This is a genomic window from Flavisolibacter nicotianae (assembly GCF_003628535.1).
In the GTDB taxonomy this organism is placed as follows: Bacteria; Bacteroidota; Bacteroidia; order Chitinophagales; family Chitinophagaceae; genus Flavisolibacter; species Flavisolibacter nicotianae.
The window spans coordinates 859,203-874,823 of record NZ_RBCI01000001.1; the positions used below are offsets into that span (position 1 = coordinate 859,203).

Sequence of the window (15,621 nt, forward strand, 5' to 3'; positions counted from 1 at the left end):
CCCATTTTCAAATTTTCACATTTACCTTATGTGGCAAGAAACCAACAACGCCCTGTACCGCAAATTCGAGTTCAGGGATTTCAGCGAAGCGTTTGCGTTTATGACAAGAGTGGCCCTGGCAGCCGAAAAGATGAACCACCACCCGCGGTGGACCAACGTGTGGAATACCGTGGAAGTCTGGCTTAACACCCACGATGCCGGAGACGTGGTAACAGAAAAAGACAGGAAGCTGGCGGAAAAGATTGATGCGCTGCTTTAAGCGGATGCCTTTACAAAAATTGTTTTCTCTCCCTTCTTCACACACCTGCCAATTGGGGTGAGGTGTTCCTGCAGGTTGTTTTTTGCCAGCACTGCTTTCACTTCATCCACCGCATTTTCAGCAACAGCGATCAGCAGGCCGCCGTTGGTTTGCGGGTCGGCCAGGAGGTTGACCAGTTCTGTTTCGTTCAGGTCCTCTTCAAACGCCACGCCGTTCCCGTAGCTGCTCCAGTTGCGTGCCGTGGCGCCGGGAATTGTTTTTAACTGCAGGTAGTCATCAAAGCCTTCCACTTTTTTGATGCCGGCGTAATTGACCTCGGCGCTCACACCGCTGCCGCCAGCCATCTCTGTCAGGTGGCCCAGGAGGCCAAAGCCGGTAACATCGGTCATGGCATGAACGCCGTCGATTTTTCCAAGCGCTTCGCCAACGCTGTTCAGGGTGGTGAGCTGCTTCAGCAGAATGCGGTAGTGCTCCTCTTTCAGCAGACCTCTTTTGACGGCTGTTGCCATCACACCTACACCCAGCGGCTTTGTGAGGAACAGGAAGTCACCTTCCTGGGCACCGTTGTTTTTTTTCAGGTTTTGGGGAGAAACCGTTCCGGTCACGGCGAGGCCAAAGATGGGCTCCAGCGAATCAATCGTGTGACCGCCGGCCAGTGGGATCCCGGCTTCGCGGCAAATGGCCCGTCCGCCTTCCAGCACTTGCTGGGCCACCGTTGGCGGCAATTGGGCCACCGGCCAGCCCAGCACTGCAATGGCCATCAGCGGTCGGCCACCCATGGCGTAGACATCACTGATGGAATTGGCCGCGGCGATCCGTCCAAAGTCGAACGGGTTGTCGACGATGGGCATGAAAAAGTCGGTGGTGGACACGACAGCCGTGTCTTCGTTCAGCAAATAAACGGCAGCATCGTCGCTGCTTTCGTTACCCACCAACAGATCGGGAAACGATCCTTTGTCGCCGGTGGCCAGCATTTGCTGCAAAACAGACGGAGCGATCTTACAGCCGCAGCCGCCGCCTTTCGAAAACTGGGTCAGCCTGATTTCTTCCTGCATCATTTATGAAACAACTTGAGCCTGCGAAAGTAGGACAGCATTTTTCTCCGTGACGGTTTCGCAGGGAATTTTTGTAAGAAGGGTGGAAAGTTCTTCGCGGTTGTGCAGGCCTTTCAGGTAGTGCTTGTCGTAATAACTGAGGAGGATGCGAAAGCACTCCGTGTAATTTTCCTCTGCTAAAAACCGCAACGCATTTTTGGTTTCCAGCCCGCCCAGCCGTTTTTTGATTCGCTCAATGGCGTCCGCTAATTTTTCCTTGCTGCACTGGCTGTATTCTTCGGTAATGTGCTTTAGCCGTTCTTCAAACGGAATTTCAAGGAAATAAAGCGGGGAGGTTCGCATGGCCTGCCACAACGAGTTGGGAAGATTGACCGTTCCGATTCGCTGGCTTTCATCTTCGAGCCAGATGGACGGGTTTGGAGTTTGGAGTTTGGGGTTTGGAGTTGTCTCCGGTTCATCTTTCAGCACGGGCCATTCGCCTGGCTCTTGGCTCACGGCTCGCAGCTCATGGCTTAACAAGTTTTCAAACATCTCTTGTGTAGGCTGCGGCGGCATGTTGATGTTGCCAAAAGCGGAGCCTTTGTGCGAGGCGACGCTTTCCAGGCAGATCACTTTTTCGCCCATGGCCCTGAGTTCCTGCAACACTTCCGTTTTCCCGGAGCCGGTATAGCCACCGAGGATTTTAAAATTATACGGTTGTTCAAACGTCTTCAGCACATGGTTGCGAAAGGCCTTGTAGCCGCCGGTCAGAACCGTCACGTTAAACCCATAAAGGTTCAGCAACCAGCCAATGGCGCCGCTGCGCATGCCGCCCCGCCAGCAGTAGAGAAATATGCGATTCGCAATTGGCAATTGACCATTGGCATCTTTGCTTATGGCCTGTTGCCTGCTGCTAAGTAAAGCCTCTACCTGCTCCACCATCGGCCGCATCTTCGGGCCAAAATAATCGAGCCCGATCTTTATCGCCGCCTGCCGGCTCACCTGTTTATAGGTCGTGCCGACAACCTTTCGCTCTTCGTCCGTAAACAGCGGGAAACTGATGGCGCCGGGAAGGTGGGCATGGTTGTACTCGGCCGGGGAACGCACATCGAGCAGCAATGCATCATTGCAGCCTTCCAAAAACTCGTGAATGGCAACTCGCCTCATGCAAACAAAAGTATTCAAAATACAGGCGCACCGGCGGGCCTTTCGCTCCATGCTTTAGCCCATCGCAAAGCAATTCGCTTGGCTGCAATAAAAAAGGGAGGGTTTATACCCTCCCGAGCAGTGAACTTTGGCTGTTTGCTCTTTCGATATTTTTCTGTGGCTGCCCGGCGCACCGGAAACCAACTGAGGGACGTTTGGTTTGGAGGGGTACTGGCGTTTTTTTTCTCAGGTCGAATGGCTAGTGGCGAAGCGCCGCAAAATAAAGTTCTTATTAGTGCCGCCTGTTCAATTTCCCGGATAAACTATAAGGCCTGTCTTTTCGTTTGTTCAGCGCTACAAATATTTACTGTTTCCTTTATACCACCACTAATTAATTTTAAGTAGTAAGGGTAGAAACGGAGAGGGCAAAACCGCCGGAAGCCGCACGGTGCAACCGAAACGCCGGCACCCCGCGTCTTCCTCTTTCGGAAACAACAAACGGTACTTGCCGAAAACAAAACGTGGTTGCTTTTCTTCGGGTATTCCTTAGCTTTAACCTCCCGGAAAAACAGCACGATCCGCTCAACCGAAACACTGTGAAGCATGCCCATGAGAAAGCAGTTATTCACCCTTTGCCTCCCCGTTTTTTTGGCAGCCTTTCAGGGCAGCAGTCAAACGCAGACAATTGACCGCCTGAAAAAGCAGGTGGCCCTGGCCAGCAACCCGCAGCAACGACTACAGGCGCTTTTCCGTTTGTGCGAACAGCGCCAGTCGCTGAGCACGGACACCTTGTTCAGGTATGCCCAGGCCGCAAAGCAACTCAGTCTGGCCTCGGAATACCCCGTGCAGAAAGCCTGGGCCGATTACTACATGGCCAACTACTTCGTGAAAAATGGGCGGCTTGATTCCGCCCTTTTGCTGTGCAACGGGAGCCTGGCCACACTTTCCCAGGCCGGGCAAGCCGACACAGAGTACTGGCTGAAGTTTGCCGCCCTGAAGGCGCAGGTACTTGTAAAAAGCAACAAGTACAAAGACGGCATTGCGGTCTATTACAACACGCTGGCAAAAGCCGAACGGACCAACGATACGCTGTTGCAGATGATTGCGAAAAATGGCGTGGGTTGGGTAAACATGGAGATGGAGCAGAACGACGAGGCGCTGAAATGGTTTTACCGTGCTTTGCAAACATCCGGCAACCCGGTGCTGCACCGGAAGAACAGCAATATCTATTCGAATATTGCGGCCATTTACACGGCGCTCAACCAGTTTGATTCGGCCGACCAATATGTGCGAAAAGCGATTGCCTTTGCCCGGGAGGATGAAAATTTGTTTTATCTCTCGAACAGCCTGAATATCCTCGCCGATAACTATATCCGCCAGAACAAACCCGCCCTTGCCGAGGCGCCCCTGAAAGAAGCCCTTCAGATCAGGGAACGGATCGGCGACCCGTTTTACATCGTTTCGGACCTGAGCCAGCTGGCCTTGTTTTACGCCGAACAGCGGCAACCTGCAAAAGGCATTGCGGCCAGCAACAAGGGCATCAGCATTGCCCGGAAATACGGGCTTACTGCAAAACTTCCCTACCTGCAATTTGCCCTGGCCAAAAACTACAAAGCGGCCGGCGACTACCTGCAGTACGGCGAGATCATGGAAAATGTTTTATCGCTGAAAGATTCTGTCTACCAGCAAAACTCCGAAGAGGAGTTGGTGGGACTGAAAGCACGATACAACCAGCAAAAACAGGAAAACCTGATCATCCAGCAAAAGCTTGACCTGAGCCGGCAGAATACCGTCATTTACGGCGGCGTTACCGTTGGCTTTTTCGGGATCGTGATTGCCGGCATTTTGTTTTCCAATTACCGGCGCAGGCAAAGACGAATAGTGGAACAGCTGAAAGAAGAAGAAGCACGCAATGTGCAGCAGGCAATCCTTACGGCCGAAGAGAACGAACGCAAGCGCATTTCGGCCGACCTGCACGACAACCTGGGTGCTTATGCTTCGGCCATTTCGGCCAATGCCGATGACCTGATGCTGACCGGCGACCCGGGCACCAGTACCCTCGTTTCCAACATCAAGAACAACGCCGACGATATCCTGAACAGCCTGAACGAAACCATTTGGGTACTGAACAAAACCGAAATTTTTCTGTCCAGCCTTTGCGACCGTTTCAAAACCTATGTCGCCCGCATCCGCGATTCGTATCCCGACATGTTGCTCAACATCAATGAAACGATTTTGCAGGACATTTGCCTCTCGCCGGAAGCAGCGCTCAACATGCTGCGCATCATGCAGGAGGCGTTTCACAATGCCATTAAACACAGCAAAGGCGACAGCATAACGGTGGAGATCACCGGCGGTCCGGCCATTGAAGTGAGCATTGCCGACAACGGGCAGGGAATGGTTCAGACGGTGAACCTGACGGGACATGGAATTAAAAACATGCAACGGCGGGCCAGGGCCAACGGCTGGACGCTGACGCTGGAAAGGGGAGAAGTCAGCGGAACCATTGTAAAACTTTCGGCCGCCCTACTCTAAATTCATTATCTATCACTGATCGAAAAATCTTCATTTTTACGCTATGCCAACAGCTATCGCTTATGTAGAAGACAATGCCGTCAACCGGAAAACCTTTATCAGCAAGATCAATCATTTCCCGGATCTTTCACTTGTATTGACGGGAGAGAACGGCAACGATTTTCTTTTACAAATGAAAGGGCTGCCCCTGGAAAAACATCCCAGTGTGGTGTTCATGGACATTGAAATGCCGGAGATGGACGGCATCCAGGCCATCCGCATCGGGAAAGCCTTGTATTCCCATATTCATTTTGTGGTGCTGACGGTGTTTGACAACGAAGAAAAAATCTTTGAGGCTATCCGTGCCGGCGCCACCGGCTACCTGCTGAAAAACGAAAAAGCGGAAGCCATCCGCAAGGCCATCGAAAACGTGCTGGTGGATGGCGGCATTCCCATGAGTCCTGCCATTGCCCGTAAGGCTATGGAGATGCTGGTAAAAACAGGGCCTTCCACCGCCGGTCAAGCCGGTACAAAGCCTGTCGACAACAGCGGCACCATGCTTTCGGGCCGCGAAATGGAAATCCTGGAATACACGATCAAAGGTTGGGACGCCAAGCGAATTGCCTCCTTTCTAAACCTTAGTGTGCACACCGTTCGCAAGCACATCGCCAATATTTACACCCGGCTTCATGTCAACTCCAAAGCACAGGTGATTCACCTGGCGCACGAGCTCAAATGGTTCCAGTAGCAATGGCCGTTCCGGAGCAACAATTGCATGACGGCAATAAAAAAAGCTGTCTCGTTTGGCGAGACAGCTCCTAGTGTCGTTTCTGCAGTAAAGGTACTAACCTGGTTGCTGCATTGCGAAGAAGAAGGCTTACTGCTTTTTCAGATTGCCGTTTGAATCAACCTTGACTTTTTCGCCATTGACTTTGATCTTGGTGTTGCCTTCCTCGTCGTTTTTCACCTTGATCTTATCACCGTCTTCAGTAACCATTTTCTGCTTGTTGCCAGCATCTGACTCTTTCCACTTTTTCATGTTTTCCTCGTCTTCTTTCATCCACCTGGTATCGTAGTCAACCCATTTATCTCCATCTCCTTTATACATAAGCTTATCGCCTTCCATTTTGGCTTCGCCTTCCTGGCTCCAGTCATTGCCACCATACACCCACCAGTTGCGCCTGTCGACATAGCGCCAAACCGGTTCACCGGCTTCCGTAGTGACCCTTCCTGTGCTGCGGTCCACCGTTAGTTTTCCGTATGCCTTTCCTGTTTTGGGATTGAGATAGTAACCCTGCTCGCTGTTTTTTTCCACGCTGTCGGCCATGGCTGCATAGTTACCTGTGCTGCTGGCCATGGTTGTTTCCGTACCTGTGGTTGTCGTTGTTGTAGTAGTGCTGTCGGTTGTAGCGATATCATTGGCACCGTTGCTGCACGAAGTAAAACCCAATGCCAACGCCGTGATTGCTGCCAGGCTGAAAAATTGTTTCTTCATAATTGTTCAATTTGTTTCAGCTTGGAAATACAAAAATGAGACCACAGCAGCCTCAATGGGCAATTGGCAACGGCAAATGAGCAGAAAAGGAAATAGGCCAAGAAGAAAATGATTTCTTCTTGGCCTATTGCAAATTGTTTCTTACCGGTTGGCTTACCCGTTCATGGAGGCCAGGAACTCTTCGTTGCTCTTGGTGCCACGCATGCGGCGGAGCAGCTCGGTCATTGCTTCTTCGGTATTCATATCGTTGAGGTACACACGAAGCAGGTTCATGCGCTGCAACACGTCTCTTTCCAGCAGCAGGTCGTCGCGGCGTGTAGAAGAAGACACCAGGTCGATGGCCGGGAAGATACGCTTGTTGGCCAGGCGACGGTCGAGCTGCAGTTCCATGTTACCGGTACCCTTGAATTCTTCAAAGATCACTTCGTCCATTTTCGAACCGGTATCGATCAGGGCCGTGGCCAAAATGGTCAGAGAGCCACCGTTCTCGATCTTACGGGCCGCACCAAAAAATTGTTTGGGCTTTTGCATGGCGTTGGCTTCCACACCACCCGACAAGACTTTACCCGATGCCGGTGCGACGGTGTTGTGGGCACGGGCCAGGCGGGTGATCGAATCGAGCAGGATAATTACATCGTGCCCGCATTCTACCAGGCGCTTTGCTTTTTGCAGGGCCATGGTGGAAACTTTTACGTGCTTTTCGGCCGGCTCGTCAAAAGTGGAAGCAATGACTTCCGCTTTTACGCTGCGTTCCATATCGGTTACCTCTTCCGGACGCTCGTCCACCAGCACCACCATCAGGTAGCACTCGGGGTGGTTCTTGGCGATGGCGTTGGCCACGGCTTTCAGCAGCATCGTTTTACCCGTTTTTGGCTGGGCCACGATGAGTCCGCGCTGGCCTTTACCAATGGGAGTAAAAAGGTCCATGATGCGGGTGGGATTGTTCCCGGCATCGTCGAACAGGTTGAGCTTTTGATAAGGGAAAAGCGGTGTGAGGTAATCGAAGGGTACGCGGTCACGCACTTCCTCGGGGCTTTTGCCGTTGATCTGGTCAACCTTCAGCAGGGCAAAATATTTTTCGCCTTCCTTGGGCGGACGTACCGCACCCAGCACGGTATCACCCGTTTTCAAACCAAACAGTTTGATCTGCGACGGAGACACATAAATATCATCGGGCGAAGAAAGATAGTTGTAGTCGGAAGAGCGCAGGAAGCCATAACCGTCAGGCATCATTTCCAGCACGCCTTCGGCCAAAATGATACCGTCAAACTCGATGTTGAACACCTGTTCGCGGCGTTGCGGGTAAAATTTGTTGATCTGGTTTCCTCTTTCCGGAATTTCAACACCAATGGCCGGCAAGCCGTCTTCGGCTTCGTTGCCGCCAGGACCATCTGTAACGGCTTGCTGACCGGCACTGCTGTTGCCTGCATTGTTCTCCGTATCCATGGGCAGTTGCGGCATTTCGTCCTGTTTTTTCCGGGGACGTTTGTTGGGCGCTTTTTCTTCTTTCGGGTGCGGCTTCTCTTCTTTTTTGGTCGCCGCTTTTTTTGCAGCAACATGGCGCTTCGGCTCTTCGGCCGCCGCTTCGATAGCCGGCTCGGAAAGGTCTTCCACAACCGCTTCTTCGGTGCTGTTGGCTGTCGTGGCTTTTACAATGCGTTTGCGCTTGCGTTTGTCGCCATCGGCGGCTGCAGCCGTTTTCTGCTGACTGCCCACTACGGCCTGGCGATCGAGTATTTTATAAACAAGATCCTGTTTGGTCAGTTTTTTATAATCGGCGATGTGTAAATTTTCAGCTATGTCCTGCAATTCGGGTAGGAGCATATCGTTCAGCTGCAAAATGTCGTACATAGAAAAATGGTATTTAATCTGCTAATCAAGCCCAGATGCGGTTAACGTTTGCTAATTTTCTGCTTGGGAATTGTTTGAAACAACCGGTGTTGTGAGTGATTGGGATATGAGCTCTCAACGGTTTCCGGTGCAAGTTTAGGGAGAAATGGGCAAAAGCGAAAAAAATTTTTACTGTCCTGACGCTGGCCGCATGCGGTGGTTGCAAGCCTTTCTTCTCTTTGTGTTCCGCTAAAACGTGCCGACAAACCGGTGCCACACCTGCCACACCGCCCTCTTCTTTTTTAACAATTCCGGTTGAGGAACCAGGAAAAATCCACCGGTGAAAAGCTGAGGCCAGTTCCGCACCAATCTATACGCCTTACCAAAGCAGGTTTTGCCATCGCAGCCGGCAGTTTATATTTGCACCCTATGTTTAACAAACGAATCAAGATCAAAGAGCTTCTTGCCACCGAACCGCAAGAACAGCAAGTGACCGTTATGGGTTGGGTGCGCACCTTTCGCAACAACCAGTTTGTGGCGCTGAATGATGGCTCTACCAATAATAACCTGCAGGTGGTGATGGAACTGGGAAAGTATGACGAGAGTTTTCTGAAACGCATCACCACGTCGGCTTCGCTGAAAGTGACCGGCACCCTGGTCGAATCATTGGGCAAAGGACAAAAAGTAGAAGTAAAGGCGACCGAGGTCGAGATCCTTGGCGACAGCGACGCAGAGGCGTATCCCCTGCAACCCAAAAAACACAGCCTGGAATTTTTGCGGGAAAAAGCGCACCTGCGCTTTCGCACCAACACCTTCAGCTCCGTGTTTCGCGTTCGCCACTCGCTGGCCTTTGCGGTGCATAAATTCTTTAACGAAAAAGGATTCTTTTACCTCCACACGCCGATCATCACGGCAAGTGATGCGGAAGGCGCCGGTGAAATGTTCCGCGTCTCGACATTGCCGTTTGACAATCCGCCCCGCAAAGAAGACGGTAGCATTGATTTTGCCGACGACTTTTTTGGCCGTGCTACGAACTTAACCGTGAGCGGACAACTCGAAGGCGAATTGGGTGCCACCGGCCTTGGCGACATTTATACCTTTGGTCCCACGTTCCGTGCGGAAAATTCCAATACGGCCCGTCACCTGGCGGAGTTCTGGATGATTGAACCGGAGATGGCCTTCTGCGATCTGGAAGACAACGCCAACCTGGCCGAGGAATTCATCCAGTACATCATCCGCTACGTAATGGAAAACAATGCGGACGACCTGGAGTTCCTTCGCCAGCGTCTCCTGGAGGAGGAGAAAGCAAAACCGCAAACAGAACGTAGCGAATTGGACCTGATTCAAAAACTGCAGTTTGTGGTTGACAACAAATTCGAACGCATTACCTATACCGAGGCGATCGATATCCTGCTGCAATCGAATCACTACAAAAAGAAAAAATTCCAGTACGATGTGAAATGGGGCATCGACATGCAGAGCGAACACGAACGCTACCTGGTGGAAAAGCATTTCAAAAAGCCGGTGATCGTGACCAATTATCCTGCTGCCATCAAGGCGTTTTACATGCGCCAGGATGAGGGCTGCGAACCGGGAAAAGAAACGGTGGCTGCCATGGATATTTTAGCTCCCGGCATTGGAGAAATCGTCGGCGGCTCGCAACGCGAAGAGCGTTACGACAAGCTCACCGAACGCATGAAGGCGATGCACGTACCGGCCGATGAATTGTGGTGGTACCTCGATACACGCCGCTTTGGTACCGTGCCGCATGCCGGCTTTGGCCTCGGCTTCGAACGCATGGTGCAGTTTGTGACCGGTATGGGCAACATCCGCGATGTGATCCCTTTTCCACGAACACCGAAGAATGCGGAGTTTTAAACTTTTACACGTTTACCGGTTTATTTGTGCACAAGTTAAAAGAGAGGAATGCAATCATTCCTCTCTTTTATTTTTAGTAGCGACAACTTGTGAACCAGTGAACGTGTGAACTGGTGAACTTCCTTCCTAATCATTCCGCAAACTCATCACCGGCACCGGCATGGCATGCAGAATGCCCTTGGTGTGGCCGCGGAAGAAAAGGCGTTCGTATAAATTGTGTTTGTGCGGCAGTACCAGCACCAGGTCAATGTTGTTCTGCTCTACATAACGTTTGAGGCCTTCCGTTACATCGTCTTCCCGGATGGGATGGTACGATGCGTTGATCCCCACAAATGCCTTCATCAACTCCTCGGGGTAGTGGGTGCTTTCTTTCTGCTCCACGTGCACCACGTGCAGGTTGGCGCCCAGCACAGCGATAATCGCAGCTATGTTGGCGGCCGGAATTTCTTCCGCATTCAGCAGGTCTGTGGCCAGTACCACGTTGGTGGGTACGCCAACCCGCGTATTTTCCGGCACGGCAATAACGGGCACCGTGCAGTGCTTAACGAGAGACAAGGTTGTGTCGCCAAAAAGCATCCGGTCGAAACCGGTCATCTGCTTTACGCCGACAACGACAGCCACCGGGTTTCGCTCCTTGCACACATCGTCAATTTCCGTCACCACATCGCCCAGCCGGCTTTCGGTTTCAAACGGCACATCGGCGGCGGCTTTTTGTCCTTCTTCCTTTGCCCGCTGCAAACTGTCTTCGGTTACTTTTTTCAGGTCGTCGGCCGTTACCATCAACACCGGGTAATCCGTCATGGGAACCGGCAACTGGTAAGCATGCAGCAGGCGAACCGACGCGTCGACTTTCTTCGCCAGTTGCGCCGCATAAGCCGTGGCTTTGGCGGCGGCGGGAGAAAAATCCGTGGGAACAAGAATGGTATTCATGTATCAAGTTTACAAAGAAAGATCGGGATGTTCTATGGAAACGAAATTGATTTTTCTCATAGAAGAAACACTTTGCAATGACAACACTTGCTCCAACACCAGCCGCTTCCGGTACGCGAAAATTTCATTCCCTGAAGATCGACATGACACCTATGGTGGATCTCGGCTTTTTGCTGATCACCTTTTTCATTTTCACGGCCACGCTTTCGCAGCCTGCCGTTACCAAACTAATCATGCCTGCCGACGGTGCTGACATGCCGGTTCCGCAAAGCAAATCCCTCACTGTTTTGCTTGACAGGGACAAGGCTTTTGCTTATGAAGGTCTTTGGGAAGATGCTCTTCTGCAAAACAAAATCACAAGCACTACCTACCACCAGCTCACCGGTGTGGGAAACCTGATCCGGCAAAAGCAAAAGAAGATGGAATCAAAGAGTGCATTGGTTGTCCTCATCAAGCCGATGACAACAGCTTCCTATCAAAACGTGGTGGCAGCCCTGGACGAAATGCAGATCAACAATGTGAAACACTATGCACTGGTTGATGCAACGCCAGGCGAAAAAGTCTACGCCGCTCAGCACTGAGTTTATCCACATACCGCTTTCGCCACTCTTTTTCCTGTCGCCGCAAGAATGCCCGTGAACGGCACTTGCCTGCTTTCTTGCGTGTGTAAAACTACAATTGTAATTTTGGCGCTCTTTTACTAAACGATTTGATATGACAATTCCTGTAGTTGACCTGTCCGACTTTTTAAGTGGCGACGAAAACAGAAAGCAAAAATTTGTGCAAGAACTGGGCAAAGCCTATGAAGAAGTAGGTTTCGTGGCGGTAAAAAATCACGGCATCCCCGACGAGTTGATTGCAGATCTGTACAACTATGTGCAGAAGTTCTTTGCCCTTCCGACAGAAACAAAATTGAAATACGAAAAGCCCGAGCTGGCAGGTCAGCGTGGCTATACCTCGTTTGGCCGTGAGCATGCCAAAGGTTTTGATGCGCCGGACCTGAAGGAGTTTTTCCAGTACGGCCAGACGGTTGAAGACAACGAGCCTGTAGCGGATGACTATCCCGAAAATCTAACGGTTGCCGAAGTGCCGCAGTTTACTCCAACGCTGTACAATGCCTACCGCAATTTTGAAAAAAGCGGCAAAGCACTGCTGCAGGCGATTGCCCTGTACCTGGGACTCGATGAACATTATTTCGACCAGTGGGTGCACAACGGCAACTCCATTTTGCGGGCCATTCACTACCCGCCCATCAAAAGCGAGCCCAAATCGGCAATCCGTGCCGAGCAGCACGAAGACATCAACCTGATCACACTGCTCGTGGGTGCGTCGGCCGACGGCCTGCAAATCCTCACCAAACAGGGCGACTGGATTGGTGTGACGTCCCTGCCCGAGCAGATCGTGGTGAACGTGGGCGACATGTTGCAGCGCTTGACCAACAACAAGCTTCGCTCGACCACGCACCGGGTGGTCAACCCGCCCCGGGAATTGTGGGGAACGTCCCGTTTTTCCATTCCTTTCTTTTTGCACCCGAAGAGCAATATGAGCCTGGCTTCGCTGGAAAGCACCATCGATACGGAACATCCCAAGGTTTATGAAGATGCTACGGCGGGCGAATACCTGGATGAACGCCTCCGGGAAATTGGGTTGAAGAAATAAGCCCTGCAGATATCATTTTGCTGAAAGCTGTCTTTGCGACAGCTTTTTTTCTTGCCTTCGATCAAACACTTATCCTTAAAACCGACCAGTCATAAAAATCGAAAAAAATTTATGTTTATGCAAACGATTGGTAATCAGAATGTAAGCGTATAATTAGGTCCTAAACTTTCTCAGCTTCCTAAAAAAACTTGGTACTATGTATTGTAAAGTACCAAATGACGTCATATCTTTGACTTGTCAAGGTTATTCAACAGCAACCGCCGCAACCGCCGACACCTGTTGGCGACAGGCAAAAAGAGAGAAACGTCATGAACATCGAAAATACACAGAGCCAGATGAAGAAGGGGATCCTGGAGTTCTGTATTCTCTCCATCATTCGCCGGGGGGAAGCCTACCCCAGTGATATTGTGGAGGAAATGCGGGCCGCCAACATGAACATCCTGGAAGGCACCCTTTACCCCTTGCTGACCCGATTGAAAAATGCCGAAATGCTGACTTACCGGTGGGAGGAAAGCAACTCGGGTCCTCCGCGGAAATATTTTTCCCTGACTGAAAAAGGCGAGGCCTTTTACCGGGAACTGGAAGCCACCTGGATCGAGCTTTCCAATGCCGTGAATGCCCTCACCAAAAAAGAAGAACAACCCAACGTCTAACAACTTCAACCAAACTGTAGAATATGAAAAAGATTATCAACATAAACTTGTCGGGCCGGGTGATCCCCATCGAGGACACGGCTTACGATAGTTTACAACGTTATATCGAAAGCCTTCGCCGCTATTTTGCCCACGAAGAAGGCCGTGACGAGATCATCAACGACATTGAAAGCCGCATCGCGGAACTGATGAACGACAGGATCCGGAAAGGCGCTTCTTCCATCACCGATACCGATATCGAAGAGATCATCACCACCATGGGCCGTGTGGAGGATTTTGAAGAAGTGGGCGGAGAACCCGCAACAGCCGCCGCAGCAGCGGGAAGCGGCACAACCGACAGTACCGGCGGCGCTTACCAACAGGGTACGCGGCAACGCTTTACCGGCCGCCTGTACAGGGACAGCGACGACAAGATCATTGGTGGCGTGTGTTCCGGTCTTGCCAACTACCTGAATGTAGACCCTGCCATCGTGCGACTGGTGTTTGCCGTGATCACCTTTGGCGGATTTGGTTTTGGCATCCTGCTCTACATCCTTGCCTGGATCATTCTGCCGGCCCGTTCGCTGGATACCTATGTGGGAAAGCGCCTGTTTCGCAACCCCGATGACCGCATCATTGGTGGTGTGGCCGGTGGTTTGGGCGCCTATTTCAACAAGCCTTCCTGGGCCATCCGCCTGATCTTTGCGGCCCCCCTGCTGTTGAATATTCTTTTCGGCATCCTCAACGGAATGTTCTTTGCCTTTCACCGCGACGTATTCCCGAACTTCTTTTTCGGTTCGTTTACCGGCACATTCCTGTTAACCTATATCATTCTCTGGATCGTGCTCCCCGAAGCGAAGACGCCCTATGATAAAATGGAAATGCGGGGCGAGAAGGTGGACATCAACACCATTCGCCAGAATGTAAAGGAAGGCATGGGTACGTTCAAAGACCGTATGCAATCCTGGGGAGAAGAAGTGAAGGAATCAGCCCAAAACCTGGGTGGCCGTGCCCGCGAATTTGCCGGCACCAGGGGGGCGCAGTTTGCCGCGGAAGTCAGGCAAACCGCAAGGCCGGTACGCAGTGGAATTGCACATGCACTGGGTGTGGTGATCAAGGCATTTTTCCTGCTCATTTTCGGCAGCATTGCGTTTGCCCTGTTCGTGGCCCTGATCGTCTTGCTCTTTGGCGGCGGCAGTGCGGTGTGGTCGTCGAAAGACAACCTTCTCGATTTTGCCTTGGGCGGTTTTTGGCAGCACTTCTTTTTCTGGGGTACCGTGGTGTTTTTATTCCTTGTTCCCATTGTGGCCTTTATCACCTGGCTGGTGCGCCGCTTTATGAAGGTGCGTTCCCGCAATCATTACCTCGGTTATATTTTCGGCGGTCTTTGGTTTTTGGGAATCATCTGCGCCGGTTTGCTGGCCTCTGCCCTTGTGAAAGACACGGTTCGCCGTGGTGAGATCGCACAGCCTGTGACCATCACCCAGCCGGCCGGCGGCCGCTTGCTGGTACGCATAGACGAACCCCGCGTACGCTATAGCGGCGACCTCCTGTTCATTGAAGACGGTGAAGGCTTTGACCTGACCGGCGACACCATGCGACTGACCGATATCAAGCTGCGTGTAGTACCCAGCGACGACAGCACCGCCTACGGTGTGATCGTTCGCAAGCAAAGCCGGGGCAGAAGTCGTGCGGCGGCCGAGGACAGGGCAACACAGATTGTTTACAATACCGGCTTTAAGGATAGCGTACTTTCTCTCGGCAGCGGCTTTGCCATCGACAAATACAACAAGTACCGCGGCCAGCGGGTGATGGTGGAAATCAAAGTTCCGGTGGGTAAGAAAATCCGTTTCGACCAGTCGGTGGTAGACAAGCTCGATGCCGTGCACATCCGTTTCAACAACCGCTACGACGACAGGCGCTGGAGAAGAAATGAAGATTTCGACTGGTACGACGACGATTATTTCAATTACAAGACCGACGTGGATTATGTGATGATGCCGAACGGCCGCCTGGAAGAAGTTGGTGCAACCTCACCGGTCTACAATGAGAGAACAGATACCGGCACCAGAAGAACCGACACGTCACAACAAGACACTTACAGGATGCAGAACCCGGAAGAAGAGGTGACAACGTTTGAAACCAGAAACGAGAAACCCGTCCTTCTTCCGGCAAAAAAAGAAATCGGCGGCGATGTGCCCACACCTATGCCAATGCCTTTTATCCCCACGATATTTTAACCTT

At 51.7% G+C, this 15,621-nt stretch carries 13 protein-coding genes; 8 read left to right on the plus strand and 5 right to left on the minus strand.

The window, feature by feature from the left end:
* The first annotated feature begins 28 nt into the window (after nucleotides 1–28).
* A complete protein-coding gene (locus tag D6024_RS03780) occupies nucleotides 29–259 on the plus strand; it encodes a 4a-hydroxytetrahydrobiopterin dehydratase (RefSeq protein WP_121353090.1) in 231 nt (76 codons plus the stop codon).
* On the opposite strand, the gene selD is transcribed toward D6024_RS03780, so the two are convergent.
* Both selD and mnmH read right to left on the minus strand, forming a co-directional pair.
* Nucleotides 256–1,314 carry a selenide, water dikinase SelD gene (gene selD, locus D6024_RS03785; RefSeq protein WP_121353489.1) on the minus strand — a complete coding sequence of 353 codons (1,059 nt, stop codon included), beginning with the start codon at nucleotides 1,312–1,314 and terminating at the stop codon, nucleotides 256–258. The two genes, D6024_RS03780 and selD, sit on opposite strands and share 4 nt — an antisense overlap.
* Nucleotides 1,315–1,317: 3 nt before the next feature.
* Nucleotides 1,318–2,460, minus strand: coding sequence for a tRNA 2-selenouridine(34) synthase MnmH (mnmH, locus tag D6024_RS03790; protein WP_162944507.1), 1,143 nt, complete (start codon nucleotides 2,458–2,460; stop codon nucleotides 1,318–1,320).
* Nucleotides 2,461–3,048: 588 nt separating this feature from the next.
* Here mnmH and D6024_RS03795 point away from each other — a divergent pair.
* Nucleotides 3,049–4,974, plus strand: coding sequence for a tetratricopeptide repeat-containing sensor histidine kinase (locus D6024_RS03795; protein ID WP_162944508.1), 1,926 nt, complete (start codon nucleotides 3,049–3,051; stop codon nucleotides 4,972–4,974).
* Between the two features lie 43 nt (nucleotides 4,975–5,017).
* Entirely contained in the window at nucleotides 5,018–5,701 is a 684-nt protein-coding gene (locus tag D6024_RS03800) for a response regulator transcription factor (RefSeq protein ID WP_121353096.1), read from the plus strand.
* 129 nt (nucleotides 5,702–5,830) lie between these two features.
* Here the strand turns inward: D6024_RS03800 and D6024_RS03805 are convergent, their stop codons facing one another.
* Entirely contained in the window at nucleotides 5,831–6,448 is a 618-nt protein-coding gene (locus D6024_RS03805; protein WP_121353098.1) for a hypothetical protein, read from the minus strand.
* Between the two features lie 153 nt (nucleotides 6,449–6,601).
* On the minus strand, nucleotides 6,602–8,299 hold the full coding sequence (gene rho / locus D6024_RS03810; RefSeq protein WP_121353100.1) for a transcription termination factor Rho: 1,698 nt from the start codon (nucleotides 8,297–8,299) through the stop codon (nucleotides 6,602–6,604).
* 408 nt (nucleotides 8,300–8,707) lie between these two features.
* On the opposite strand from rho, the gene asnS reads away from it, so the two are divergent.
* Complete coding sequence (gene asnS / locus D6024_RS03815; protein WP_121353490.1) at nucleotides 8,708–10,156, plus strand: asparagine--tRNA ligase; 1,449 nt, start codon at nucleotides 8,708–8,710, stop codon at nucleotides 10,154–10,156.
* Between the two features lie 126 nt (nucleotides 10,157–10,282).
* Here the strand turns inward: asnS and D6024_RS03820 are convergent, their stop codons facing one another.
* On the minus strand, nucleotides 10,283–11,086 hold the full coding sequence (locus D6024_RS03820; protein WP_121353102.1) for a universal stress protein: 804 nt from the start codon (nucleotides 11,084–11,086) through the stop codon (nucleotides 10,283–10,285).
* A 77-nt stretch (nucleotides 11,087–11,163) separates the two neighbouring features.
* Between D6024_RS03820 and D6024_RS03825 the strand changes: the two genes are divergently transcribed.
* From D6024_RS03825 to D6024_RS03840, 4 genes are all read left to right on the plus strand, one after another.
* Nucleotides 11,164–11,667, plus strand: coding sequence for an ExbD/TolR family protein (locus D6024_RS03825; protein WP_121353104.1), 504 nt, complete (start codon nucleotides 11,164–11,166; stop codon nucleotides 11,665–11,667).
* 133 nt (nucleotides 11,668–11,800) lie between these two features.
* On the plus strand, nucleotides 11,801–12,745 hold the full coding sequence (locus tag D6024_RS03830) for an isopenicillin N synthase family dioxygenase (RefSeq protein WP_121353106.1): 945 nt from the start codon (nucleotides 11,801–11,803) through the stop codon (nucleotides 12,743–12,745).
* 308 nt (nucleotides 12,746–13,053) lie between these two features.
* Nucleotides 13,054–13,398 carry a PadR family transcriptional regulator gene (locus tag D6024_RS03835; protein ID WP_121353108.1) on the plus strand — a complete coding sequence of 115 codons (345 nt, stop codon included), beginning with the start codon at nucleotides 13,054–13,056 and terminating at the stop codon, nucleotides 13,396–13,398.
* A gap of 23 nt (nucleotides 13,399–13,421) precedes the next feature.
* Entirely contained in the window at nucleotides 13,422–15,617 is a 2,196-nt protein-coding gene (locus D6024_RS03840) for a PspC domain-containing protein (protein WP_121353110.1), read from the plus strand.
* Nucleotides 15,618–15,621 lie beyond the last annotated feature (4 nt).

What these genes read in the sequence shown, in the direction of transcription:
- D6024_RS03835 (WP_121353108.1), top strand. Translation starts at nt 13,054, where the DNA reads ATGAACATCGAAAATACACAGAGCCAGATGAAGAAGGGGATCCTGGAG.
- D6024_RS03800 (WP_121353096.1), top strand. Translation starts at nt 5,018, where the DNA reads ATGCCAACAGCTATCGCTTATGTAGAAGACAATGCCGTCAACCGGAAA.
- D6024_RS03795 (WP_162944508.1), top strand. Translation starts at nt 3,049, where the DNA reads ATGAGAAAGCAGTTATTCACCCTTTGCCTCCCCGTTTTTTTGGCAGCC.
- selD (WP_121353489.1), bottom strand. Translation starts at nt 1,314, where the DNA reads ATGCAGGAAGAAATCAGGCTGACCCAGTTTTCGAAAGGCGGCGGCTGC.
- D6024_RS03825 (WP_121353104.1), top strand. Translation starts at nt 11,164, where the DNA reads ATGACAACACTTGCTCCAACACCAGCCGCTTCCGGTACGCGAAAATTT.
- asnS (WP_121353490.1), top strand. Translation starts at nt 8,708, where the DNA reads ATGTTTAACAAACGAATCAAGATCAAAGAGCTTCTTGCCACCGAACCG.
- D6024_RS03805 (WP_121353098.1), bottom strand. Translation starts at nt 6,448, where the DNA reads ATGAAGAAACAATTTTTCAGCCTGGCAGCAATCACGGCGTTGGCATTG.
- D6024_RS03830 (WP_121353106.1), top strand. Translation starts at nt 11,801, where the DNA reads ATGACAATTCCTGTAGTTGACCTGTCCGACTTTTTAAGTGGCGACGAA.
- rho (WP_121353100.1), bottom strand. Translation starts at nt 8,299, where the DNA reads ATGTACGACATTTTGCAGCTGAACGATATGCTCCTACCCGAATTGCAG.
- mnmH (WP_162944507.1), bottom strand. Translation starts at nt 2,460, where the DNA reads ATGAGGCGAGTTGCCATTCACGAGTTTTTGGAAGGCTGCAATGATGCA.
- D6024_RS03820 (WP_121353102.1), bottom strand. Translation starts at nt 11,086, where the DNA reads ATGAATACCATTCTTGTTCCCACGGATTTTTCTCCCGCCGCCGCCAAA.
- D6024_RS03840 (WP_121353110.1), top strand. Translation starts at nt 13,422, where the DNA reads ATGAAAAAGATTATCAACATAAACTTGTCGGGCCGGGTGATCCCCATC.
- D6024_RS03780 (WP_121353090.1), top strand. Translation starts at nt 29, where the DNA reads ATGTGGCAAGAAACCAACAACGCCCTGTACCGCAAATTCGAGTTCAGG.